At 34.2% G+C, this 24,027-nt stretch carries 23 protein-coding genes; 5 read left to right on the top strand and 18 right to left on the bottom strand.

Annotated features, from left to right (window positions below):
- Position 1: 1 nt before the first annotated feature.
- Entirely contained in the window at positions 2 to 1,108 is a 1,107-nt protein-coding gene (locus tag CCAL9328_RS08005) for an FtsW/RodA/SpoVE family cell cycle protein (RefSeq protein ID WP_096023657.1), read from the top strand.
- Here the strand turns inward: CCAL9328_RS08005 and CCAL9328_RS08010 are convergent.
- The 9 genes from CCAL9328_RS08010 to pheS all read right to left on the bottom strand — a co-directional run bounded on the left by CCAL9328_RS08010 (position 1,105) and on the right by pheS (position 11,599).
- Positions 1,105 to 1,659 (bottom strand): SCO family protein, encoded by a 555-nt coding sequence (locus tag CCAL9328_RS08010; protein WP_096013386.1) that lies wholly within the window; start codon positions 1,657 to 1,659, stop codon positions 1,105 to 1,107. The two genes, CCAL9328_RS08005 and CCAL9328_RS08010, sit on opposite strands and share 4 nt — an antisense overlap.
- Before the next feature lie 81 nt (positions 1,660 to 1,740).
- Complete coding sequence (gene efp, locus CCAL9328_RS08015; RefSeq protein WP_086224751.1) at positions 1,741 to 2,310, bottom strand: elongation factor P; 570 nt, start codon at positions 2,308 to 2,310, stop codon at positions 1,741 to 1,743.
- Between the two features lie 11 nt (positions 2,311 to 2,321).
- Positions 2,322 to 3,905, bottom strand: coding sequence for a phosphoglycerate dehydrogenase (gene serA, locus CCAL9328_RS08020; protein ID WP_096014790.1), 1,584 nt, complete (start codon positions 3,903 to 3,905; stop codon positions 2,322 to 2,324).
- Positions 3,902 to 4,387, bottom strand: coding sequence for a hypothetical protein (locus tag CCAL9328_RS08025; RefSeq protein ID WP_096014791.1), 486 nt, complete (start codon positions 4,385 to 4,387; stop codon positions 3,902 to 3,904). Before CCAL9328_RS08025 ends, serA begins: the two co-directional genes overlap by 4 nt.
- A gap of 7 nt (positions 4,388 to 4,394) precedes the next feature.
- Entirely contained in the window at positions 4,395 to 6,065 is a 1,671-nt protein-coding gene (locus tag CCAL9328_RS08030; protein ID WP_096014792.1) for a 30S ribosomal protein S1, read from the bottom strand.
- Positions 6,066 to 6,149: 84 nt separating this feature from the next.
- On the bottom strand, positions 6,150 to 7,007 hold the full coding sequence (locus CCAL9328_RS08035) for a 4-hydroxy-3-methylbut-2-enyl diphosphate reductase (RefSeq protein WP_096023660.1): 858 nt from the start codon (positions 7,005 to 7,007) through the stop codon (positions 6,150 to 6,152).
- Positions 6,997 to 8,274, bottom strand: a complete 1,278-nt coding sequence (aroA, locus tag CCAL9328_RS08040) for a 3-phosphoshikimate 1-carboxyvinyltransferase (protein ID WP_096023661.1) — start codon at positions 8,272 to 8,274, stop codon at positions 6,997 to 6,999. Before aroA ends, CCAL9328_RS08035 begins: the two co-directional genes overlap by 11 nt.
- Positions 8,271 to 10,610, bottom strand: a complete 2,340-nt coding sequence (gene pheT / locus CCAL9328_RS08045) for a phenylalanine--tRNA ligase subunit beta (RefSeq protein ID WP_170000417.1) — start codon at positions 10,608 to 10,610, stop codon at positions 8,271 to 8,273. The genes aroA and pheT overlap by 4 nt, the downstream gene beginning before the upstream one ends.
- On the bottom strand, positions 10,607 to 11,599 hold the full coding sequence (gene pheS, locus CCAL9328_RS08050; RefSeq protein WP_096016464.1) for a phenylalanine--tRNA ligase subunit alpha: 993 nt from the start codon (positions 11,597 to 11,599) through the stop codon (positions 10,607 to 10,609). The genes pheT and pheS overlap by 4 nt, the downstream gene beginning before the upstream one ends.
- Before the next feature lie 217 nt (positions 11,600 to 11,816).
- Here pheS and CCAL9328_RS08055 point away from each other — a divergent pair, with 217 nt between their 5' ends.
- Positions 11,817 to 12,176 carry a histidine triad nucleotide-binding protein gene (locus tag CCAL9328_RS08055; protein ID WP_096014797.1) on the top strand — a complete coding sequence of 120 codons (360 nt, stop codon included), beginning with the start codon at positions 11,817 to 11,819 and terminating at the stop codon, positions 12,174 to 12,176.
- A gap of 1 nt (position 12,177) precedes the next feature.
- On the opposite strand, the gene CCAL9328_RS08060 is transcribed toward CCAL9328_RS08055, so the two are convergent.
- Genes CCAL9328_RS08060 through purD form a run of 6 tightly spaced genes read right to left on the bottom strand, consistent with a single transcriptional unit; the run spans position 12,178 to position 19,781 of the window.
- A complete protein-coding gene (locus tag CCAL9328_RS08060; protein WP_096014798.1) occupies positions 12,178 to 13,020 on the bottom strand; it encodes a universal stress protein in 843 nt (280 codons plus the stop codon).
- Positions 13,021 to 13,031: 11 nt separating this feature from the next.
- Positions 13,032 to 15,212, bottom strand: a complete 2,181-nt coding sequence (locus CCAL9328_RS08065; protein ID WP_096021836.1) for a polyribonucleotide nucleotidyltransferase — start codon at positions 15,210 to 15,212, stop codon at positions 13,032 to 13,034.
- Positions 15,202 to 15,909 carry a phosphoribosyltransferase family protein gene (locus tag CCAL9328_RS08070; RefSeq protein WP_096013396.1) on the bottom strand — a complete coding sequence of 236 codons (708 nt, stop codon included), beginning with the start codon at positions 15,907 to 15,909 and terminating at the stop codon, positions 15,202 to 15,204. Before CCAL9328_RS08070 ends, CCAL9328_RS08065 begins: the two co-directional genes overlap by 11 nt.
- The gene (locus tag CCAL9328_RS08075; RefSeq protein ID WP_096021837.1) at positions 15,906 to 18,089 is read right to left on the bottom strand and encodes an LPS-assembly protein LptD; all 2,184 of its coding nucleotides are present in this window, start codon (positions 18,087 to 18,089) and stop codon (positions 15,906 to 15,908) included. The genes CCAL9328_RS08070 and CCAL9328_RS08075 overlap by 4 nt, the downstream gene beginning before the upstream one ends.
- Entirely contained in the window at positions 18,079 to 18,537 is a 459-nt protein-coding gene (locus CCAL9328_RS08080; protein ID WP_170000418.1) for an RDD family protein, read from the bottom strand. Before CCAL9328_RS08080 ends, CCAL9328_RS08075 begins: the two co-directional genes overlap by 11 nt.
- On the bottom strand, positions 18,537 to 19,781 hold the full coding sequence (purD, locus tag CCAL9328_RS08085) for a phosphoribosylamine--glycine ligase (protein WP_170000419.1): 1,245 nt from the start codon (positions 19,779 to 19,781) through the stop codon (positions 18,537 to 18,539). Before purD ends, CCAL9328_RS08080 begins: the two co-directional genes overlap by 1 nt.
- 335 nt (positions 19,782 to 20,116) lie before the next feature.
- On the opposite strand from purD, the gene CCAL9328_RS08090 reads away from it, so the two are divergent.
- From CCAL9328_RS08090 to CCAL9328_RS08100, 3 genes are read left to right on the top strand one after another with little or no spacing between them, the layout of a single operon-like run.
- Positions 20,117 to 20,599: a GNAT family N-acetyltransferase gene (locus CCAL9328_RS08090; protein WP_096021839.1), complete on the top strand. Its 483-nt coding sequence runs from the start codon at positions 20,117 to 20,119 to the stop codon at positions 20,597 to 20,599.
- A 25-nt stretch (positions 20,600 to 20,624) separates the two neighbouring features.
- Positions 20,625 to 21,236: a uracil-DNA glycosylase family protein gene (locus CCAL9328_RS08095; protein WP_170000420.1), complete on the top strand. Its 612-nt coding sequence runs from the start codon at positions 20,625 to 20,627 to the stop codon at positions 21,234 to 21,236.
- A complete protein-coding gene (locus CCAL9328_RS08100) occupies positions 21,233 to 22,372 on the top strand; it encodes a hypothetical protein (RefSeq protein WP_096021841.1) in 1,140 nt (379 codons plus the stop codon). Before CCAL9328_RS08095 ends, CCAL9328_RS08100 begins: the two co-directional genes overlap by 4 nt.
- A 7-nt stretch (positions 22,373 to 22,379) precedes the next feature.
- Here CCAL9328_RS08100 and CCAL9328_RS08105 read toward each other — a convergent pair whose 3' ends face one another.
- The 3 genes from CCAL9328_RS08105 to prmC are packed head-to-tail and all read right to left on the bottom strand — an operon-like array spanning position 22,380 to position 24,025.
- The gene (locus CCAL9328_RS08105) at positions 22,380 to 22,784 is read right to left on the bottom strand and encodes a YbgC/FadM family acyl-CoA thioesterase (RefSeq protein WP_096021842.1); all 405 of its coding nucleotides are present in this window, start codon (positions 22,782 to 22,784) and stop codon (positions 22,380 to 22,382) included.
- A complete protein-coding gene (locus tag CCAL9328_RS08110) occupies positions 22,784 to 23,257 on the bottom strand; it encodes a DUF4149 domain-containing protein (protein WP_170000421.1) in 474 nt (157 codons plus the stop codon). The genes CCAL9328_RS08105 and CCAL9328_RS08110 overlap by 1 nt, the downstream gene beginning before the upstream one ends.
- A complete protein-coding gene (gene prmC / locus CCAL9328_RS08115; RefSeq protein WP_249318111.1) occupies positions 23,258 to 24,025 on the bottom strand; it encodes a peptide chain release factor N(5)-glutamine methyltransferase in 768 nt (255 codons plus the stop codon).
- Positions 24,026 to 24,027: the final 2 nt, after the last annotated feature.

Here is a 24,027-nt window from a genome sequence, read left to right on the forward strand (position 1 = left end):
TTTGATACTATTAGATAAGAGAATTTTAACACATTTTGATTATGTTCAGCCAGCACTTATGCTTCCGATTATATTTCTCTCATATAGCCTAATAAACGAAGCTAGCGATATGCTCTCAGCTAAGATGATAGCCTATTTTATAATTGGCTTTGGGGCGTTTATGTTATTTTTTTTATTACCGATTCGTAAGCTTGAATGGTTGATTCCTAGTATATATTGGATTAATATAATTTTGCTTTTGAGTGTCGAATTTGTCGGTGTTAGCAAGCTTGGAGCGCAAAGGTGGATCGAGATACCATTTATAAATTTCACCATCCAACCTAGCGAGATTATGAAGCCTGCTTTTGTCTTGATGCTAGCTTATATCATCAAAAAAACTCCCCCCGATGAAAATGGATATAACTTTAAACAATTTTTAAAAATTAGCTTTTATATCCTTCTACCATTTTTTTTAATCTTAAAAGAGCCAGATCTAGGCACGGCACTTATGTTATTAATTACTGGCTATGGGGTGCTATTTATAATCGGAGTAAATCGCAAAATTTGGATTAGTATTGCTTTATTAATTGGAATTTGCTCACCTATTTTATACGAAAATTTACACGACTATCAAAAGAAAAGAATAGCCGATTTCATAAGCGAAAAGCCAAGCTATCAAGTCAAACAAAGCATTATCGCAATCGGAAATGGCGGTATCACTGGCAAAAGCATCGATGAGGCCACGCAAACTAAATTTAAATTCCTACCGATCGCCACTAGCGATTTTATCTTTGCTTATACGGTTGAGAGATATGGATTTATCGGTGGTGCTGGGCTTATAATGTTATATGGATTTTTGATAATTCACCTTTTAAGCTTAAATTATAAGCTTAAAGATGAATATTTTATCAAAGTAGCCGTTAGCGCTGTGGCGTTTTTGGTCTTTATATATGTGAGTATCAATATCTTTATGACTATAGGTTTTGCACCTGTTGTTGGGATTCCGCTGCCATTTTATAGCTATGGCGGAAGTAGCTTTATCACCTTTATGTGTCTATTTGGAATTTTACAAAATCTATTAACTTTTAGATTTGATAAAACAAATAGATTTGTTAAAATTAACTTTTAACTACCTATTAATTGCGATATCTCTTTTTTGATCTCATCTTTGGTTAAATTTGAAATCTCTTTATAAAATTTCCCACTTTTATCAAATAGATAGATTGAAGAGCTATGAGCTACACTATAATCCATCGCTGAATTTTGTAAATTTACAATTGCGTATTTGGCGTTGTAGTTTTTTACAACTTTTTTTAACTCATCTTCTTTCATCTTTAAGCATACTGAATTTGAGTAAAAATACTTAGCAAACTCATCGCACTCTTTTTCGCTATCTCTTTGTAAATCAAGCGTAACAAATAGTATTTTAATATCATTATTAAGCTTCATTTCATCGATCACAGATGATAAAATAGTAAGAGTCGATGGACAGATATCAGGACAAAATGTATATCCAAAATATAATATTTTATACTCATCTTTAAAGCTTGTTATATTGACATTTCCAAGCGTACTATTAGCATCAAAATCATATTTAGATATCTTAAGCCTATTATCAACCAAATTATAAACACCAAAAGCTAAAATAATCAATAAAATAGCATAAATTAATCTTTTCATAAATCACCCCGAAATCAAGCAGAGATTATGTAATAATTATAATAAACTCCTTGTAAGATAAATTTACAAGGAGAAGAGTGGCTATTTATTTGCTCTTTCGATATACTCGCCACGGACAGTATCGACACGGATAACTTCACCTTCAAGCACATGAAATGGTATCTGTACCACAGCACCACTCTCTAAGGTTGCTGGTTTTTTATTGCTACCTTGAGTATCACCTTTGAAATTTGGTTGAGTTTCAACTATTTTTAACTCCACTACTTGTGGTACTTCTACGCCAATTGCTTTGCCATTATGGAATAGAATTTGAACCATCATACCATCTATCATCCACTTTTTAGCTTCACCAACATCATCATCAGCGATAGCCACTTGCTCATATGATTCAACATCCATAAATTGAGAATATTCACCATCATCATAGAGATATTGCATCTCTTTTTCTACTAGATTTGGAGCTTCACATTTATCACCAGCGTGGAAAGTCTTTTCTAATACTTTACCATCAAGAAATGATTTGATCTTTACACGAACAAATGCCGCACCCTTACCTGGTTTGACATGTTGATACTCAACAATCTTATAAGGCTTACCATCAATTTCAATTTTTAAGCCCTTTTTTAAATCGCCCATAGAGTATGTAGCCATATTTTCTCCTTTTAAATTAATACTGCGTATCTAGCCCAAACACACGCATCAAGTGCATTTAACTGGTCTAAAATATCTTTTTTGATATCTTCATCAACTAATATAACAGCCAAAGCAAAACCATCATTATCTCTACCTAATCTAAAATCAGCAATATTAATCTTAGATTTAGCTAAAATTCCGCTAATATCACTTATAACGCCTGGTATATCACGATTTTTAAATACTATCATTCTGCCTTTTGGTTTAAAATCTGTTTTAAATCCATTTACGCTTACAATTCTCTGCTCTGTCTCACTAAAGACCGTTCCGCCAACGCTTACAGAGTCTTCATCTGTGATTAGCTTGATTGTTAATTTGCTTTTATACCCGCTTGCTGGGACTATAGTTGTAGATACTTCAATCCCTTTTTCAGCTGCCTTTAATGTAGCATTTTCGTAATTTATAGTATCACCTAAAACATCTTTTAAAGCACCCACAATGCCAAAAGATAGCATAGCTTCAGCGTAATCTGATACTTCGCCTTCAAGCTCTAATCTAATAGCTTTAATCTGCTTTTTACCGCTAAGTTGAGAAGCAAAATACGCCATCTTAGGTAAAAGCTCTGTATAAGGCGCTACAAATGGCGGTAAATCCTCTACTTTCACAGGTAAATTCAGAGCATTTGGATAACAAATCCCCCTTGCAGCGCTAATAGCTTGTTCAGCAGCATCTATGGCGATATTTTTTTGTGATTCATAAGTATTGGCGCCTAGGTGCGGAGTTGCACTTACATTATTAAGATCTAATAATTTATGATCGTTGCCTGGCTCTTTGACAAAGACATCTATACCAGCATAAGCAATCTTGCCATTTTGTAAATTCTTATAAAGCGCATCTTCATTATATAATCCACCACGAGCACAATTGATAAGCCTAACGCCATCTTTCATTTTAGCGATCTGTTCTTCATCGATCATATTGGTTGTCTCTTTATTTTTAGGTGTGTGAATCGTGATAAAATCACAGCCTAAAATATCATCAAAATTTGTAGTATATGTAGCGCCCATATCTGTGGCTTTACTTGGGTCGATATATGGATCATATGCTATAACCTTCATACCAAAAGCTAGACTTCTATATGCTACTCTTGAGCCGATATTTCCAAAACCTATAACGCCTAAAGTCTTGCCATAAAGCTCATTTCCATACCATTTTTCACGCTTCCAAACACGATTTTGTTGTAAGTCATTTACAGAATTAATATAATTTCTAGCACTATTTAATAGATGGCACATAGTCATCTCAACAGCTGCGATTGTATTGGCTGTCGGCACATTCATAACTATAATTCCCTTTTTAGAGAAGCCATCTATATCCACATTATCCACACCTACACCAGCACGAACTAAGGCTTTTAATTTTGTAGCTGCATTTATAAATTTCTCACCACAATCAGTAGAGCTACGAGTAATCGCCACATCAGCTTCGCCTAAAATATCTAAAAGCTTATCTTTTGGTGTATCTACAGCATCTATAACTTTGATATCTTTTTGAGCATTTAAAATTTCAAAACCAACTGGATGAATAGCATCGCATACTATAACTGTTTTCATAGGTTAATTTCCTTTAAAGTTGTATGAATATTGTATTTTTTGAGTCCATTAACTGCATTTAAAACCATATCTTTATCATCTGTTTGTATATAAATATTGGCCATATCACCATCTTTTACAATTGTGAAATTTAGATTAAAATCTTTAAAAACTCTATTTATACAAAACATAGAATAAAAATCACATCTATTGATAACCAAGATATATTGTTTAGTGGCTTTGGCTTCTTTAGCCATCTTATCATCTATCTTAATTATCATTAAATTTGTAGGTAAAACAGAATCGTTATTTTTAAACTCCGCAATCTTTTCAAGCCAATTACCTGATTTTTGATAGTTATATTCTAAATTTATATTACTACTTGTAGTAGATACAAAAGGTGAAGATAGCCCGGAATTTGCATAAGCAAGAATAGCTATCAATCCACCAAAAACAACTACAAATATAACAGCTAAAATCAGATAAAGGCTGTTAATCTTCATAGCTTAATTATGCTAATTGCTCTTTAATGATATCGCCAAGCGTCATTTTATCATCATCATTGATCTCGCTTAAGACTTCACGCTCTTTTTGTTTGGCTAATCTTTTTACACTTAGGCGAATTCTATTTTTTTTCTCATCTATAAAAGCTATAGCAGCCTCGATTTTATCCCCGATTTTTAAAGAATCTATATCCACAGAGCCGATATCTTCTTTACGGATTAGGGCATCTACATTGCCATCTAAGCTTACAAATATGCCAAAATCCTTAATATCTCTTATAGTTCCGCTAACGATATCACCAACAGAGTGAGACTTTGCGTACTCCATAGCTGGACTAGCTTTAAGATCTTTTTGGCTTAGAGATATTTTCTGCTCTTTTGGATCTATTTTGATAATTTTAACTTCTACTTCATCACCAGCTTTAAATATATCTTTACACTTATCATTTCTATCCCAAGATGAGTCTTCATTGTGTAACAAACCTTCTAATCCACCAACTCTTACAAAAGCACCGAAGTTAGTAAGTGTAGTTATCACGCCTTTTACTATATCGCCCTCTTTAAATTTAGAGCTAAATTCATCAAAAGGTTTAGGTAAAAGGTTTTTCAGACTCACTCTTAAACGACGATTAGCAGGATTTATCTCTATAACTTCTACATCTAGCTCTTCATTTTCTTTGATAAAATCTTTTGGGTTTTTAATGTTTTTATCCCAAGATATCTCACTAATATGTAAAAATCCTTCAATATCATTACCCAAATCAACAAAAGCGCCATAAGGTTCGATATTGCTTACAGTTACTTTGATAGTATCACCTACTTCTAATCCATCTTTAATCTCATCCCATGGATCTGGGGTAGCAGCTTTTATCGATAGAGATAGATGTTTTTTATCATTATCATATTTTATGATTTTGACATCTACTTTATCACCCTCTTTATATAGAGTATTTGGATTTACTGGGCCTTTATAGCTGATTTCACTATAATGAACTAAGCCATCTATGCCACCTACATCTACAAACATACCATATGTAGTGATTTTTTTGATAGTGCCTTCAATTACATCTTTATTTTCTAAGATTGTTGATACTATCTCTTTGCGTTTTTTTCTATCTTCATCGACTAGTTTTTTGCGTGATACAATGATACTTTGATTATCTTTGTCAATTTTGATTACTTTTACTTTGAAATTTTTGTTTATAGCTTGATTTGGATCTTTAAAGCCACTTTGAGATCTAGGCATAAAAAACTCTATACCCTCATCATTAACAGCGACAAAACCACCTTTATTTTTTGATATAATCTTTACATCAAATATATTTTCAGCATCTTCATTGAAGTTATCTATGAACGCTTTTACCTTCTCTTTTCTAAGAGCTTTTTTATGCGATACACTAGGCCTACCATTTCTAGAGCCAGTTACTGCTACTTTAATAGTATCACCAATATTAAATAGTAGCTTACCACTTTCATCAGTGATTTCAGATATGTTCATAACACCTTCGGATTTTTTGCGTATATCTACATATACTTCATCATCTTTGATATTTACGATTACACCATCGCATACTGTAGCTTCTTCACTCTTTAAAGACTCTTCAAACATAGTAGCAAAATCTTCATCTAGGTCGATTTTGTCAATTTCATTATTAACGAATTTATTCGCCTCAGCCATCTTGATCCTTTTTATCTATAGATTTTCTTTCTGCTTTACAGCATTTAAGTGCTCAATTTTACCTTTTTTTAGCTTTATATTATATTAACTATTAGAAATTTTATCTATCTTTTCAAGCTCTTTTATAACATTTTGGATAACCCATTCAGGTGTGCTAGCCCCAGCACTTACCCCACAATGCTTTTTACCATTAAACCAAGCTGAATTTAACTCACTTTCGCTCTCAATCAAATAGCTATCACTACATAAATTTTTAGCTATTAGATATAGCTGCTTGGTATTTGATGAGTTTTTGCCACCTACGATTACCATTACATCGGCTTTGGAGGCTAACTCTCTTACGGCTTCTTGATTTTCTAATGTTGCATTACATATAGTATTAAAGACTCTAACCTCTTTTACCCTTTGCATTAGATAGGTGACAATTGAGATAAATTCTTCAATTTTTTTGGTTGTTTGAGAGATGACGGCTACTTTTTGTGGTAGTTTTGTACTTTTTAGCTCATCGATTGATAAGACTACATGGACAGGTTTGCTTGAGTAGCTCATAACACCTCTAACCTCAGGATGGTTAATATCCCCAAAAATCACTATTTCATAGCCTTCATTACTCATCTTTTCAACGATATTTTGAGGTTTAGTGACAAAAGGGCAGGTCGCATCTACTATCTCAATCCCTGTAGTTTTGAGCTTTTCTAAATCCCCTTTTGTTATGCCGTGAGTGCGGATAATTGCTCTTTTTTCATCGGTTAATTCGCTTATATTTTTTAAGGTTTTAACCCTGAAATTATCCTTTAATCTATTAATCTCTAAGCTATTATGGATAAGCTCACCGATTGTAGCAGATGTGGATTCTTGTGATCCAGCTGAATTTTCAGCAATCTTAATCGCCCTTTTAACACCAAAGCAAAATCCATAATTTTTAGCAAGTTCAATCTTCAACTCTAGCTCCCAACATTCGTAAGAAATGGCTAAATTTAGGAAAAGATGTAGCGATAAATTCGCTCTTTGATATATCCATACCACATTTTAGCCCAAGCACTGCAAAACTCATAGCGATCCTATGATCTCCGTGGCTATCGACTAATGCCCTATTTGGCTTAGTACCGACAACCCAAAATCCATCTTCATACTCTCCGGCCTCTATACCGCAAGCTTTTAGGGCGTTGATAGTTACGCTAATTCTATCGCACTCTTTTACTCTAAGCTCAGCTGCGTTTCTAAGCTCACTTTTCCCCTTAGCACAAGCAAAAGCGATAGCAAGAGCTGGGGCTTCATCAATGAGCCATGAGATATTTTTATCCACGATAATAGCATTTAATTCATCACCGATAATCTCAATATCACCGATATCTTCATACTGGGAGCTAGTAAGAGTATAGTTGATTTTTGCTCCCATTTTTTCTAACACTTTATAGGCTTCAATTCTAGTTTTATTAAGTAAGATATTTTTAAATTTCACCCTAGCACCAGGCGTTATAGCTGCTGCTACAGCATAAAAAAAGCACGAGCTAGGGTCATTTGGCACACTCATTATAAGTGGTTTTAGCTTTTTTGATTTTAGCGGTTGGACTATGATTTTACCATTTTTATAGCTGATATCAGCACCCATTCCTTTTAGCATTCTCTCACTATGATCTCGGCTCAATTCTGGTTCGCTAAATTCGCAACCCTTCGCACAAAGTCCAGCTAAGATTAAGGCGCTTTTGACCTGTGCTGAAGATATCTTAGAATCGTAGCTAAAATAGTCTAAGCTTCTACCTCTAATAGCGATCGGTGCTTTATTAGCACTATCTCTACCATCGATAGTAGCACCAACTTTCATAAGTGGTTCAGCGATTCGCCTCATTGGGCGTTCATTTAGATACTCATCGCCACTTAATACATAAAATCCATCACAACCTGCTAAAAGCCCCATATATATTCTCATCGCAGTTCCAGAGTTGCCGCACTCTAAAACTGATTTAGCCGAGCTAATTTTGGTTGGTGGAGTGATATAGTATTTATTATCAATTTTTTCGATTTTGGCGCCAAGTTTTTTAGCAATTTCTAATGAATTTAAAGTATCTTCAGCCTCAAGATAATCGCTAATTACACTCACTCCATCACTCAAAAGCGAAAATATCGCACACCTATGACTAATGGATTTATCTGTTGATACTAGGTCAAACTCTACATCAAATTTTGATTTTAAAGGTTCTACTCTCATCTTAATCCAATACCCAAATTCTCTTTTAATGCTCTTAAAATACTATCCATAATAGCTACAATCTCTTCATCTTCAAGTGTTTTGCTATCATCTTGAAATGTAAATTTAATACTCAAACTCACGCTGCTATTGCCTAAGCTCTCATCACTATAGATATCAACTGGCAAAAACTCTTTTAAGCTCTTAATTTCTAGCTTCTCAATTGTCTCTTTAATGCGGATATAAGGCATATCTTTTGGCATTATGATGCTTAAATCTCTACTTAAGCTTTGGAATTTGGAGTATGGATTTGCTAGTTTTTTTATAGGTTTTAAATTGTCAAAATCTATCTCACAAACATAGGTTTTAAATAGATCTCTGCTTTGTTCTATTGTAGCATTTACTCTACCGATATAGCCGATATAATCACCATTTTGATAGACTTTTGCTTGTTCAAATTCGCTTAGGAATTCAATATCATTTGATTTTCTTAGCTCAATTTTACCTAAAATATTTTGGATTAAATTAGCAAAATATATAAAATCAATCGTCGCTGGTTTAGCCCCATTTAGAAGTGTTGGCTCACCTATAAGTCCGCTAAAAACAAAACCAAATTTAGCTCTTTGAATCCCATCTTTGCTAATAACATCGCCAAATTCAAATAACTTAATTGATCTTTTTGAATTTTTGATATTAAAGCTTGTTGCGTTTAATAGATGATTTATAAGAGTTGGCTTTAAGATACTAAGTTCGCTATTTATCGGATTTAGCAACGCTTCAGATGAGCAAGCCACGCCTAATTCTTTTAGCTCGACTGGATTATCAAATAGATAATGCACACTTTCAAAAAATCCTAAATTCGCAGCTTTTTGTCTAATATCACGAGATAATTTATATCTATTATATGCTTGATTTGTGCGGTTTTTTTCACTATATTCTAAGGCTTTTGACGGGATATTATCAATCCCGATTATTCTTACAATCTCTTCGCAAATATCATGTGAATTTAAGATATCATGACGATATAATGGGACTTTGGCATATATCTGCTCTTGTTCGACATTGGCATTAATATCAAATCCAAGCTTTTTAAGAATTTTAGCGATATCGCTGCTACTTATTTGCATTCCGATCATTGAGCTAATCTCAGATGCGCTAAAGCTGATCGTTAGCTGCTCTTTATCTAATTGGACTTGTTGGGTGCCAGAATATGGCGATATATTGCTATCTTTGGCAAAAAGATTAAATAAGATATTCATAGCATAATTTAAATTTGGCTCTGATCCACGAGCTGTTCTGTGGGTGAATTCATCTTTTGATATATTTTTGTTATCGCCTAGTAACTCCGATACTAAATTTGGGTCTATATAACTAGCTTCTATTATCGCAATTTTGGTATTTTCATCCACTCTAGCTTCACTACTTTGAGAGATTCCTGCTATACTAAGTATCTTATCAGAAGAGCTAATTTCATATAATTTATTACCTGATTTTTTGATATTTATAGCGATTTTTTCATCGCTACTGCTTGCTAATTTGCCATGGTCATAAGCTCTAAATATAACCCCTGTATAGTGGGTGATATACTCCAATACTCGCTCTAAATTTGTAGTTTTGTTTGAGCCTATCATCGCAACTCTAAGAGCAAGTTTAAGCCTTTGATTAAAGCCTTGTGAGATACCAATGGCTCTATAAGCAAAGGCTCCATCTATCTTATCTTCGCAATGTATGCTAAGCAAACGACCGATTCCAAGCTGCCTATCATCTTCGCTAAGAGGTTTTTCATCTCTCATTGTGATATCAAAGGCCGCAGATAGATCCCTAGCAACACCATAAATGCTTAGACAATCTCCACGATTTGGTGTTAGCTCAAGCTCTATAATATCATCATTTAAAATATCATATTCATTAAGAGCTTTGCCAAGTTCTAGCTCTCCAATGCTATCATCTAAGATCATAATCCCATCATTGATCTTAGGTAGGCCTAATTCAGTTGATGAGCATAGCATTCCGCTACTTTGGACGCCTCGTAATTTTGCATCTTTTATCTCTAACCCATTTGGCATCACAGCGCCTACTAAAGCCACAACAACATATATATCAGCTCTTGCATTTTTCGCACCACAAACTATCTGTAAAACTCTATCTCCTACATCAACTTCACAGACATGTAGATGGTCGCTATTTTCATGCTTTAGACAGCTTTTTACATAGCCGACAACTATATTATCTGGAATTTTGATATTAGTAACACTATCTACTTCTAATCCGATTGAATTTAGCTTAGCACAGATCTGCTCGGTGCTAAAATTTGAAAGATCTATAATCTCATTTAACCACTTTTTGCTTATTATCATTTAAACTGCTCCAATAGTCTAATATCCCCTTCAAATAAGCTTCTAAGATCAGGAATTCTATGAAGCAACATCGCAAAACGCTCCACTCCAAGCCCAAAAGCATATCCGCTTACATTTTTATACCCTACAGCTTCAAATACATTTGGATCAACTACCCCACTACCAAGGACTTCTAGCCAACCTGTTTGCTTACAGACTCTACATCCGCACCCACTACAAAAAATACAGCTAATATCCACTTCGGTGCTAGGCTCTGTAAATGGGAAAAAGCTAGGGCGAAATCTAACCTTAACATCACCAAACATATATCTCAAAAAATCTTCTAAAATATATTTTAAATTCGCAAAGCTAACTTTCGTATCTTCTTCAACGACTAAGCCCTCTACTTGATGAAACATCGGAGTGTGAGTAAGGTCTAAATCCCTACGAAAAACTGACCCCGGCGCAATCATACGGATCGGTGGCTTTTGATTTAGCATGGTGCGGACTTGAACTGGGCTAGTGTGAGTTCTAAGTAGTCTAAAATCTTTTAAATAAAATGTATCTTGCATATCCCTTGCTGGGTGGTATTTGGGTAAGTTTAAAGCTTCGAAATTATGAAAATCATCTTCAATAAGCGGCCCAGTTTCAATACTAAAATTTTGTGCTACAAAATACTCAATGATCCTATCCATAGTCTCCATAACAGGGTGTAAAGCACCAGTAGATAAAGGCTCATTAAATAGTGATATATCGATAGCTTCACTCTTCATCTTAGATTTAATATATTCACTTTCTAGGCTAAGTTTTTTCTCATTTAGCTTAGCTGTCAGAGTGTCTCTTTTGATATTTAAACTTTGGGCATAAGCCTTTTTATTTTCAGGCTCAACATCTTTTAATCTATTAAATTCAGCCGTAATGCTACCCTTTTTACCAAATAGCTCAAGCCGAATTTGCTCCAATTCATCTAAATTTAGAGCAGAGTCGATCTTGTTAATAATATCTTGCAAACTATGTCCTTAACTAAATTTAGCTTTATTGTATCTAAAATTTAATTAAAAATAATTGATATCTATAAGTTAAATTTATGATTATTTATATACCAAAAGTGAGTGATTTAAGATATTTTAATAACTTTAATAAAATATAAAAAATTATTTAAATTTATAAAAAATTATATAAAATATCTGATATAATAACACGAATTTTAATATTAGGAGTTTAGTAATGTCTTGTATTTTTGATAAGATTGTAGCTGGTCAAATCCCTTCAAATAAGGTTTTAGAAGATGATAAATTTTTAGCATTTCATGATATAAATCCTAAAGCGCCTGTTCATATCTTAATAATCCCTAAAAAACATTATGAAAATTTTCAAGAGATGGATCCAACTTTAATGGGTGAAATGACAAAATTCATCCAAGAAGTCGCAATCGCTATAGGTGTGGATAAAACCGGATATCGCTTAGTTACTAATTGTGGTGAAAATAGCGGTCAAGAGGTGATGCATCTACATTTTCATATGCTAGGTGGCACTATGCTTAAATGGACTGACAATCACCAACACGACCCAAAAAGTAGCTTCTAAACTACATAAATACCGGCACTGGAGTATTTTCTAAGAAATACTTCGTGCTACCACCTAAAAATATCTCTTTTACCCCATGTTCTCCATAGCTACTAGCTATAACCATATCAAAATTGCCTTTTAAGGTATTTTCTAATAAAGCCTCGCCCGGGATATTTGTAGTAGTTACAATCTCAAATGTAGCCTTTATATCGTGATATTTTAAGTAATTAAAAAGTCTGGATTTGATATCTAAGGCTGTATCGTCATATTTTTTGGTAACTATTATGTGGATATTTTTGGCTTGTTTTAAAATATTAATTGAGTTTGTAAGGCTTCTTGAGATACTTGTTGTTCCATTCCAACCAATTAATATATTATCCATATTAAATTTTTTCATTGAATTTGGAATTATGATCGCATTTTTACCACTATTTATCACAGTTGCATCAAATGTAGATGTCGCCTCACCCTTTAATGGAGTCGCTGCCACAACTAAATCGCAAAATTTCGCCTCATACTCATAAAGGCGACTTCTAATGCCATTTTGTGTCTCAAATTTCGCACTTGCTGTGCCTGCGATATCGCCGATACTGATGTCTAATTCACCGCAAATTTTTTCAAAAATTTGGTAATTTTTGTTTTTTTGATCATTTAATTCAGTAGCAAAAGCACCTTTTAAGGATTCAAACATATTGCTTCTACTGATTGTCATATCCAAATTTGAGAGCAACTCAAGATCTATTTGAGACGATAAAAAATCTATGTGAGCCCCAAATTTCTTAGCTATTAACAAACCGCCATATATGTGATTTTCTACCTCATCATTACGAACTAATGGGAAAAATATCTTTTTAACATCCATAGAAACTCCTTTTAAACTAAATCTAGTGAAATTTTACCAGCTTTTATCTCGCTTATTTTTACATTCAAAAACTCCCCTTCTTTGATAGGAGATTTGATCTTTGAGATATGTAAAAGTCCATCTACGCCATCTCTTAGCGATACAAAAGCACCAAATGTAGCTATCTTTTTAACCTCTCCATTAAATTCCTCTCCTATCTTGAAGTTATCTATACTTTTGCTATCTTTTTTGCCGCTTTTGATTTTTTGGTCTTTTTGGGTGATTTGGATTATATACTCTTTAGCAGCTTCTACTCTGCCTTTTTGTGCTCCTGCGACCTTGACTTCACCTTTTTCTCTATCTAAGTCGATGCTTACATCAAATTTCTCAATTATCTCTTTAATAGTCTTACCAGCTTGACCTATTATATCAACTATTTTTGATGGATCTACGCTAAATAGCTCTAATTTTGGCAATATCTCTTCATTTATAACTATATCATCACTGGCTTTTTCCATAATACCTAAGATATGCTCCCTAGCCTCTTTGGCTTGTAAGAGTGCTTCTTGTAACACCTCATAGCTAATCCCACCAAGCTTGATATCCATTTGAAGTGCAGTTATACCATCTTTGCTACCTGCGACTTTAAAATCCATATCGCCATCATGATCTTCTAAGCCCATAATATCAGTTAATACTGCGTGTTTATCGCCTTCAAATACTAGCCCCATAGCCACACCGGCTACTAATTTAGAACTTTGAATTCCCGCAGCTCTAAGCGCCAAAGAGCCACCACACACACTAGCCATAGAGCTTGAGCCATTACTTTCTAAAATTTCACTAACTAATCTAATAGAGTATGGGCTATCTAGATCTATGCTTGGATATAAGGCTCTTTTGGCTAAATTTCCATGCCCTAACTCTCTTCTACCTGGTGCTTTAATAGGGCTAGCCTCCCCTACACTAAATCCTGGAAAATTATAATTAAACATAAATTTCTCTGCTACAACGCCCTTTTCTGTTAATATCTCGCTCATTTGTGCGTCACTATCAGTCCCTAAGGTAGCTACGACTAAGGCTTGAGTCTGCCCTCTTGTAAATAGACAGCTACCATGAGCATTTGGTAATATATTTGTCTCAATGCTAATAGGCCTTACATCTTTTAAACCTCTACCATCAGCTCTAAGGCTTTCATTAATTATCTGCTCCCTTACAATCTTTTTCTTATATTTTCCTAATATATTTAAGATAATCTCCCTATCCCAAGACTCGCTTATCGCGGTATCACTAGATGCGATTTTGTCAGCGATTTTACTTAACTCACTGGCTCTTTCGCTTTTTGCCATCTGATTTATAGCACTTTTAACCTCAGCTTTATAAAACTCATCTATATAAATTGCGATATCGTTATTTTCTATCTCGCTTTTATACTCTAAATTTGCTGCTGGTTTTTTATAATCTTTAAAGGCCTCTTCATAGGCATTAGAGCCATTTATGATAGCTTCATTAGCAAATTTAATCGCTTCAAGCATCTTATCTTCGCCAAATTCATTCATAGATTGCTTTTGGATAAAATCACTACAAAGCCCCATATCCACCACTGGATCTACTATCATCATAGGTGCTAGATCGCTCATCATAGTTGGCAAACTTCTCATCTCTATCATTAAAAGCTCATCTTTTACCCCGGCTACATATAGATCAAGGGTTGATTTTTTCAATTCAGAATTGCTAGGATTTAAGACAAACTCGCCATCAATATGCCCAACTCTCACCCCACAAACTGGACGCTCAACTGGTATATCACTCAAATACAGAGCCACACTAGCTGCATTTAACCCAACAACTTGTAAATCTACTTCAGGATCAGCACTTAATACCATAACTACTATTTGCGTAGGATATGCGTAGCCTTTTGGAAATAATGGGCGAAGGCTTCTATCTATTATACGACTTGTAAGAGTCTCAAATTCTCCCGGCTTGGTCTCACGCTTGACATATCCGCCTGGAATTTTGCCGGCTGCGTATTGCTTCTCAAGATATTGAACAGTCAAAGGCAAAAAATCTTCTTCAACTTGCTTATCTTCTTTGGCTATTGTAGCTAATACTACGGTATTTTTCACTCTTAAAAGCACTGCTCCACTAGCTTGTTTAGCGACCTTGTTTAGATCGAAAATTTGAATTTGATTATTTACCTCTATGCTACACTGCATTTATATCTCCTTTTGATTTTTGTATTTTTTGTAATGGCAAATAGTGCGGACTATCTTCTAAAATAGACATCACAGACTCTACATTGACTCTAGAACTATAATAAAAATCCACATCTACAAAATTGCTTATTTTTTTAGCGTAATATAAGCTATCAACTAGGGTATTAAAATATGATAATATATCAGATGCGATAAGTGGCGTAGCATATACTACAGATTTAACACCTAAATTTATCAGCGATTTTATACACACAAGTGCTGTAATGCCTGTTTGACAACCCAAATCAACTAATAAAATATTTCTATTTTGAAGATTTTCCAAAAGCTTACCCTTGCGATATTTATAGACATTTTTTAAAATTTTCTCTTCATATTTGCGGTGCGCTTCACCATAGATAAAATCCAAGCTAATATCAAAAGCCTTTACTAGCTCACTATTATAGACTATCTCTTCAGTCTCGCTCACTATGGCGATCTCGCATTCTGGATTATTTGGTGCGTATAATCTCTCGCTAAAAAGTAGCTCATAGCTAAGCTCAAGTCTATTAGCCACCATATCAGCTAGCACAACACTATCTAATGATGAGCAAACCACAACAAAATCGCCATCTATTAGCTCTTTTTGCGGTAATACCTCTAATAGTTTATTCGCAGCATCTAGCTCATCTTTAAATTTTAACTCATTTGGATTTATCAATTTAACGCCTTATTATCTTGTTCAACAGCAAAATCATATGAAACCTCACCTAATGGATAGAAGCTAAAGTATAGATATACTCCTTGGCTCTTTTTAGACTCTATACCAGCGCTTGTATTTTTAGGTTCGATATCTTCTTTGTATATCAAGCTATAGTCCCAACACTTTCTTTTATAGTGAATTCCACTTTGCCACATCTTTGTATAATCTCTTTGTAAGTCATAATCCACTCCCGCAAAAAACTCATAATTATACGGTAATTTCAAGCTCATATTGCTACTTAGATAGCTCTCTTTGTCATACGCATTGCCATTATAATAGTTTTTGTCATATGTATGCCACACCTTTGCGCTAAACTTACTCCATTTATATAAAAGGCCTGTTTGGATCTTTGATAAGTCATTATCTATATAAGAATACTCTATCTTATTAGCAAAATCTAAATTTCCATAGTATAAATTCACCCTATTTTCCAAACTCTCCATCTCATCGCTATCAAAGTTATAGCTCTGTCTTAGGCTATGCCTTAATATCTTTTCGCCATTTTGGTTATAAAAAAACTGCGAACCTTCAAATCTTATACGCTCTGTTGTGTAGGTATTTGAAATTCTATCTATGAAATTATCTTCAAAAAGTGCTAAATTATCAGCATTATATGCCACTCCATCTTCAATTAGATAATATTTCAAAAGCTTTTCATTGATATCGCCATTATTATAACCTGGCTTTATATAATCAAATTTGAAATTCAAAGTATGATAAAACTCACTAAAAGCCCTAGATAGATCACTCTCTAGCAAAATTCTGTGATAGTGGTTGATGATATCATCATAATTATTGGTATAAAAATCCTTGCCATTATAATATTTAGCTCTATTATAATCTACATGAGAAGCATATAAATTCTCACTCAAATATAAATTTAAATAATCATCAAATAACCCAAATTGAAACCCAATAGGCACTTCCATCTCATATTGATTAGCACTAGCACCAATCTCTCTTGTGTAATTATGATATTTAAAATCAAATGCATAGGTTAAATTCGGCAATATAAATGTATTAAAAAAGCTATGATATTGGATTCTTGGCAACTCTTGAAGCGTATCGTCATTGCCGTATTTAGTTCCTATCTTTGCCGTATCGATATAATATTTACTATAAGCTCCTAAATAGTGATTATCAGTGGTGATAAAATAGTTTAGCTTAGATTGAACTAGTGAGTCGTGATTACCCTCATTTCGCCCTCGTAAATTCAGATAATCAATATCATTTAAATTTATAAACTCAATCCACAATCCCTCTTGAAAATCACCATCAATTAGATAAGCAACTAGTCTATCTCGATCATATCCTAGCTCTATACCGGCGTGCTGCCTGTTTTTTAAATTCTCTTTTTGTTTATAATCACTTCTTTCATTAAATATCCCACCACGGATATATCCACTTGAGTATGGGGAATCAGCAAATCTAAATGTAGAGTATATCCCAGCGCCTCTACTAGTTCGAATTTGCGGGTCAAATTCCAAATCCCACTCATTATACTCAGCTATATAAATAGGCTGTAAATACACAAGCCCCTCATCCCCGCTATATGATAATTGCGGAGTTAAAAGCCCTGTTCTTCTAGTCTTATCTGTGCTAAAACCAAAATATGGTAGATACATAACCGGGGTATTTTTGACATAAAATACTGGATTATATAGATGTAAGAATTTACTCTGTTTATTTAGCTCGCCACTACTAAATCCTATATGCCAATCTGGATCGCTTACATTACAACTTGAGACTATAGAGTTCGTTATGCTAACTCTCTCATCGCTATTACAACTCTCATCGCTTTGTAGCCAAATTTCTTTTTTCTTATCCATTACAAAGCTATTTTCAAAGATCATCTCATTACTATTTAGATCTATCCTAGCATACTCAGATCTACTGGTTTCATACTCTCCACGCATTAAGCTGACATTACCAAAAAGCTCTATAATATTGTTTTTTTGATCATATTTAGCACTATCAGCACTAGCTAAGTAGTTTTGCGAATACAACAAAACATTACCGCTAGCAGTGATTATATCGCCATCTTTTTGGACATCACTAGCCAAAAATTCTACATTTTCTACATTACCAAAAAGCTCACCGCACAAAAGCAAGGCAAAAGCTAGCGATCTAATACGCATTACAAACCACAGTCTTAGCTAATTTATCTTGCCAAGTTTGGCGCTGAGAATTTCCAAATGCCCATAAAAATCCAATATAAAACAGACTCTCACTCAAAAGTCTCACACAAGCCCTAAGAAAACTACTACTAAGGCTTGGCCTAGATAGCATAACTGTATCTATACAGACTATTTTACAGATCATCTTACCTGGCGTGGCTGCGTAATACCATATAAAAAATGTATGATATATAACCTTCATAAGCGCAATTTGCCAAAATAGCCCCGATATCGCATTTAATGTCGCTTCAACCCCAATAGCGCTAGTATTAGCTATAAAATCCCAATATATAAGCATAAATAACACAGATATGATAATATCATCTATAGCATATGCCAAAATTCGTCTATTGATACTAGCTATAGTGATATTTTCTCTATATAATTTCTCTTCTAAACTCTCTTTCATCAAAGTGCCTGATATCCGATATCTTTGCGGTATTGCATACCATCAAATTTAATATTTTTAGCTAAATCATAGGCTCTATCTCTAGCCTCTTTTACACTACTACCTTTGCCAATGGCTACTAAGACTCTACCGCCACTAGCATATAAGTCACCATCTTTTAATGATACTCCAGCATATGCTATGTGTGAGTTTTGCGGGATATTATCTACTGCTATTTTGGCTAGTGGGCTGCTTTTGTATGGATAGTCCTTGCTAGCTAATACCACGCCTACAGCATATCCATCATCAAGATCAAATTTATTTAATCTCCCAAGCGCCGCACCACGCAATATCTCACCTAATTCGCCTTTGATAAGTGGCATTAAAACCTCGCACTCAGGATCTCCAAATCTTACATTAAATTCAAGCACATAAGGCACACCATTTACCACCATCAATCCTACAAACAAAACCCCACAAAATGGAGCATTCTCATCTTGCATTCCTTTAAGAGTTGGCTCTATAATCTCTTTTTGAACTCGTTTTATCAAATTTTCATCAGCCAAAGGACTTGGAGCATAAGCACCCATTCCACCGGTATTTGGCCCCTCATCGCCATCTAATAATCTTTTGTGATCTTGTGCTACTGGCAAGGATACGAAGTTGCTTCCATCGCAAATAGCAAAAAAGCTTAGCTCAAATCCATCCAAAAACTCTTCAATCACAACCCTACTTCCAGCTTCACCAAAGCTCTTGCCACTTAACATATCTTTTGCAGCCTTTTTGGCTTCATCTTTGCTTTTTGCTATTATAACGCCCTTACCAGCACATAAGCCATCGGCCTTTACCACCACTATATCACCTAAACTATCTATAAATTTAGCCGCTTCTTCATAGCTATTAGTATTAATAAATTTAGCCGTTTTTATGCCGTTTTTAGCCAAAAATTCCTTCATATAAGCCTTTGAGCTCTCTAATCTAGCAGCCGATTTCGTAGGGCCAAAAATATTTAAATTATTAGCTTTAAAAATATCCACAACGCCATCACTTAGGGCATTTTCGGGGCCTACTATAGTAAGTTCTATTTTGCTATTTAGAGCAAATTTAGCTAGCTCATTAAAATCTTTGATATCTACATTTTGTCCCAAATTTGAAGTCGCCCCATTGCCCGGAGCAAAAAAAAGATTATGTTTTTGAGAATCTTGGGTTAATCTAAGTCCTATAGCGTATTCTCTACCGCCACTTCCGATAATTAAGATATTCATATATTTCCTATTTAAATTTAAAATACCCAGATGGTCGGTGCATAGTAGAATCGGCCCTAATATAAAGCCAATCTTGCAAATAGGCAGCCGCTTTAGGTCGCAGCTTCTAAACCTACTAGGCTTCAAACAAAGTCGCGTCACACCACTTCTGCACATCTTCGCTAATACTAATTTGTTGGACCTTCGTAAAAATGCTGTCGAGCCATCCAGGCAACGAAATTATATACAAATTTGACTTAAAAATTGGCATTATAACTAGCTTTTAAACTATTTTTTTTCAAATTCAGCTCTAAATTGTTATAATCTAGCATTTAAATCCAAATTCAAGGTAAAAAATGTATCAAATAAGAGCCGCTAAAAAAGATGATCTAAATGAGATAATCGCCCTTGTAAAAGAGTTAGCCGAGTATGAGAAAATGAGCGATAAAATCAAATTTAACTATGATGAGTTTGCCTCATCAATATTTGAGAAAAATTATGCCAAAATTTTGGTTTGTCAATGGGGCGAAAATATCATAGGTTATGCTATATATTTCTATACTTTTTCTAGTTTTTTAGGTCGTGGCGGGATCTATCTTGAAGATCTTTATGTAAAGGCCAAATATCGCAATCAAGGAATCGGTAAGAGATTTTTGGCTAAGTTAGCTCAAATTTGCTTAGATGAGAATTTAGGTCGCCTTGAGTGGGAGTGCTTAACTTGGAACGAGCCAAGCCTAGCATTTTATCATAAAATTGGTGCCAAGAATAGAGATGAGTTTTTTCATTTAAGAGTTGATGGCAAAGAGCTTGAGAATTTAGCAAATTTTATTAAAGATTAAATAGCTTTTTGGTAGTATAACGGATATGAGCTACACTATTTATGAGCTTGAGATGCTTCGTGCAATGGGGTTTAAATTCATTAGCAATAACAAATTAATTAAAAAAGATCACGCTGAGTTTAACTCGCTTAAAATGCTAAATTTACAGATCAAAAGCTGTAATTTATGCCAACTATGTAAAAGCAGAAACAAAGCCGTAATCGGTAGTGGCGATAGCTATAAGGTGGTTTTTGTCTTTGAAAGCCCAGATATAAAAAGCGATAAAAGCGGGATTTGCGCTCCTAGTGCTTCGCTAATTAGATATCTACAAATGGCTGATGTCAGCATCAGTGGCTTGTATTTTACATATATTTTAAAGTGTATCAATAAAAAATCTGAGCCAAAATATATAGATATTTGCTCGCAGTTTTTTGAGTTAGAGATTGATATTATATCGCCTAAATTTATAGTAAGCTTTGGGGAAAATTGCTTTAAATATATAGCCAAAAATAGCTCATTTGATAGTCATAGAGGTGGTGTATATAGGTTTAAAAATTCACTATATATGCCTACTTTTGATAGTAGTTGGGTGGATAAAAATCCTAGCAAAACTACTGAATTTATATCAGATTTAAAGAAAATTAAAGGATATATATGAAAAATTTAATTATAGCTTTTTTTGTTATTTGTATGATTTTTACACACTCAAATGCGCAAAATAGATGCGATAAAGAGTGCTTAGACAAACTCGCTAATGGTGTGGATTTTATCCAATTTATATATAGTCCGCTCACCATAAAAGAGCCAATTAAAAGCTATTATAGTGATATTAAAAAGCTATTAAATACTCCTCAAATAGATATTGGGCGAAAAGATATAAAAGTTGCTCTAATCATCCCGCAACATATAATCAAAAGCTACTCAATAGTGGTGAGCGACTCTGTCTTTGCCTATATATTTAAGCGTGATATTGGCTCACATATTGAGATATTTTATAGTGGTGATGAGAGCAAAGATAACTTAAATTCCGCTATACAAAGAGCTAAAAATGCTGGATTTAAGTACTTTATCGCTCCACTTACTATAAATGGCTTAGAGCATATAAATAGCGATAAATACGATGATTTAATATTTTATATTCCAACTATAAATATCAAATCAGCCAAAAACCCAAACTCAAATATATTTTTTGGTGGCATTGACTATGAAGCACAAATTCAAAAACTACTAACAAAAGCAAATGGCAAAATAGCCGCATTTGGCGATGGAAGTGGCGTCTCAAATATGCTAAATTCACTAGTTGCAGCTAATACAAATGAGCCATATATAAACAATATTGAAGGTAACGATATAAAATTAAATTTTCTAAAAAACAATTATAAACTCAAAAATAGCTCCATTTTTCTTAACACGCCACTGATTAAAACTGCCTTATTAAGTTCGCAATTTAGAGTCTTTGAGCTAAATCCTCATATCCTTCTATCCACACAACTTAATTATAATAGCGCTCTAATTAGCCTTACTCAAAATGGTGATCGCAAAAATTTATATATCGCTAACTCTATAATGACTCCTGATAGTCAGCTAGAGACTTTAAGCGAAATTTTAGGTGAGAAGCTTATATATGATTGGGTGGCTTATTCTACGATGATTGGGATGGATTTTATATATTTAAATTATATCGATAAGAGCCAAAAAGCCATCTTCAAAGAGAGCATTCAAAACAATCAAGTCCAATACAAAATAGATATTATGCGTGCTGGAAACTATGGATTTTACATTAGTGAAGATTGATTTTAGATCAATCTTGATTTAATTTAGTGAAAATTTCAGCAAATTTAGGATCTAGCCTTGATAATCTCCCATCACATATAAATCCTACGATAACCTTAGCACGAAATAGCAACTCCATCTGTGAGAACCCTTTGATATCAGCTACTTTATAGATATCTTGGGCTAAGGTTAGGCTCGCACCGCCCACTTTGATAAGCTTGGTTTTGACCTCTAGTATATCGCCTAAAACTGCTGGTTTGATATAACTCGCTTCTAACTTAGTTACTACGAAGTGGCGACTTTGGGTAAATTCGATCCCTGAGTTAAAGACTATTTCGCTCCTAGCTCGTTCGCAAAATTTGATATAATTGCTATGATATACAATCCCGCCGCTATCAGTATCTTCATAATAAATTCTAACCCTAAATCCCATTAGCTCTCCTTGCGTGCTCTAATGAAAAATAGTGCCACTTGAGCCAAAAGCATAGCTTTCATCACAAATTCACTCGCCTTATGCATACTGACAAATTCAGCCGTAACAGTTGCTTCAGCGCCGATTTTTTGAGCTTGGAGAATATATGGCGTGAAATAAAATACAAACGACATAGCCAAAAGCGCTATAATAAGCGAGAGAAAAAACGCACTAATTTTATAGTTAAAACTCTCACTACCTTTTAAATTCACAATCTCAAAAAGCAAAAGCAAAGATGATATAAAAATAAGCAAAATATTGTATTTCAAAAATACTTGAGTCATTAATTGACCGCTTTGATAGTGGCTTAAAACGCCCTCACCGATATATTGCGATGGATAGAATATCACAGGCGCCATAAATATCCCAATAGCAAGCTCCGCACCGATACAAATACCAAGTAAAAACAGATAAAAACTTCTAAATTTAACCATTTATTTTCCTTTATTATAAGCTACAAATCCACGATCCAAACCAGCCAAATCTCTATAAAATTCACTCTCAAAACCTAACATATCAAGATAATTTTTCATAGATTCTCTTTGGTCATAGCCCATCTCGCAAATAAGATATTTGGCTTTTGATTTAGCTATTTTGGCGATATCTTTTAAAATTTCATCGCCAACTTTGCCACCTATAAGCGCTGTTTTAGGCTCATTTAATACCCATTTATCAAGTGGATAATCTTTGGCTATATATGGTGGATTTGAGATGATTATATCAAACTCACCATCAATCCCATCAAGATAATTTGTATTTACAAGCTCCACATTAGCCCCAAATTTATCCCTATTAATCCTAGCAAATTCCAAAGCCTTAGAGCTGATATCGCTAGCAACTATCTTAGCATTTTTTAACTCCAAAGCCAAAGATATAGAGATGATTCCACTACCAACGCCGATTTCAGCAATGCTTATAGAGTTAAATTTTTTAGCTATATCCAATGCTTTTTGAACTAAAATTTCACTCTCAACTCGTGGGATTAAAACACCGCTTCCAACCTCAAACTCTCGCCCCATAAACTCGCATCGCCTAGTGATATACTCCAAAGGCTCACCATCTCTATATCTATCAAGCAAAGCTATAAACTCGCTTTGACGCTCCAAACTATCATTAGAGTGTAGAAATATCCACTCTCTATTTTTACCTAGATGAAAACTCATCAAACAATAGGCAAAATAGCTACCAAATTCCTTAGCCAAAC

The sequence above is a fragment of the Campylobacter sp. RM9328 genome (assembly GCF_012978615.1).

What these genes read in the sequence shown, in the direction of transcription:
- CCAL9328_RS08010 (WP_096013386.1), bottom strand. Translation starts at nt 1,659, where the DNA reads ATGAAAAGATTAATTTATGCTATTTTATTGATTATTTTAGCTTTTGGT.
- efp (WP_086224751.1), bottom strand. Translation starts at nt 2,310, where the DNA reads ATGGCTACATACTCTATGGGCGATTTAAAAAAGGGCTTAAAAATTGAA.
- serA (WP_096014790.1), bottom strand. Translation starts at nt 3,905, where the DNA reads ATGAAAACAGTTATAGTATGCGATGCTATTCATCCAGTTGGTTTTGAA.
- CCAL9328_RS08025 (WP_096014791.1), bottom strand. Translation starts at nt 4,387, where the DNA reads ATGAAGATTAACAGCCTTTATCTGATTTTAGCTGTTATATTTGTAGTT.
- CCAL9328_RS08030 (WP_096014792.1), bottom strand. Translation starts at nt 6,065, where the DNA reads ATGGCTGAGGCGAATAAATTCGTTAATAATGAAATTGACAAAATCGAC.
- aroA (WP_096023661.1), bottom strand. Translation starts at nt 8,274, where the DNA reads ATGAGAGTAGAACCTTTAAAATCAAAATTTGATGTAGAGTTTGACCTA.
- pheT (WP_170000417.1), bottom strand. Translation starts at nt 10,610, where the DNA reads ATGATAATAAGCAAAAAGTGGTTAAATGAGATTATAGATCTTTCAAAT.
- CCAL9328_RS08055 (WP_096014797.1), top strand. Translation starts at nt 11,817, where the DNA reads ATGTCTTGTATTTTTGATAAGATTGTAGCTGGTCAAATCCCTTCAAAT.
- CCAL9328_RS08060 (WP_096014798.1), bottom strand. Translation starts at nt 13,020, where the DNA reads ATGGATGTTAAAAAGATATTTTTCCCATTAGTTCGTAATGATGAGGTA.
- CCAL9328_RS08065 (WP_096021836.1), bottom strand. Translation starts at nt 15,212, where the DNA reads ATGCAGTGTAGCATAGAGGTAAATAATCAAATTCAAATTTTCGATCTA.
- CCAL9328_RS08075 (WP_096021837.1), bottom strand. Translation starts at nt 18,089, where the DNA reads ATGCGTATTAGATCGCTAGCTTTTGCCTTGCTTTTGTGCGGTGAGCTT.
- CCAL9328_RS08080 (WP_170000418.1), bottom strand. Translation starts at nt 18,537, where the DNA reads ATGAAAGAGAGTTTAGAAGAGAAATTATATAGAGAAAATATCACTATA.
- purD (WP_170000419.1), bottom strand. Translation starts at nt 19,781, where the DNA reads ATGAATATCTTAATTATCGGAAGTGGCGGTAGAGAATACGCTATAGGA.
- CCAL9328_RS08090 (WP_096021839.1), top strand. Translation starts at nt 20,117, where the DNA reads ATGTATCAAATAAGAGCCGCTAAAAAAGATGATCTAAATGAGATAATC.
- CCAL9328_RS08095 (WP_170000420.1), top strand. Translation starts at nt 20,625, where the DNA reads ATGAGCTACACTATTTATGAGCTTGAGATGCTTCGTGCAATGGGGTTT.
- CCAL9328_RS08100 (WP_096021841.1), top strand. Translation starts at nt 21,233, where the DNA reads ATGAAAAATTTAATTATAGCTTTTTTTGTTATTTGTATGATTTTTACA.
- CCAL9328_RS08105 (WP_096021842.1), bottom strand. Translation starts at nt 22,784, where the DNA reads ATGGGATTTAGGGTTAGAATTTATTATGAAGATACTGATAGCGGCGGG.
- CCAL9328_RS08110 (WP_170000421.1), bottom strand. Translation starts at nt 23,257, where the DNA reads ATGGTTAAATTTAGAAGTTTTTATCTGTTTTTACTTGGTATTTGTATC.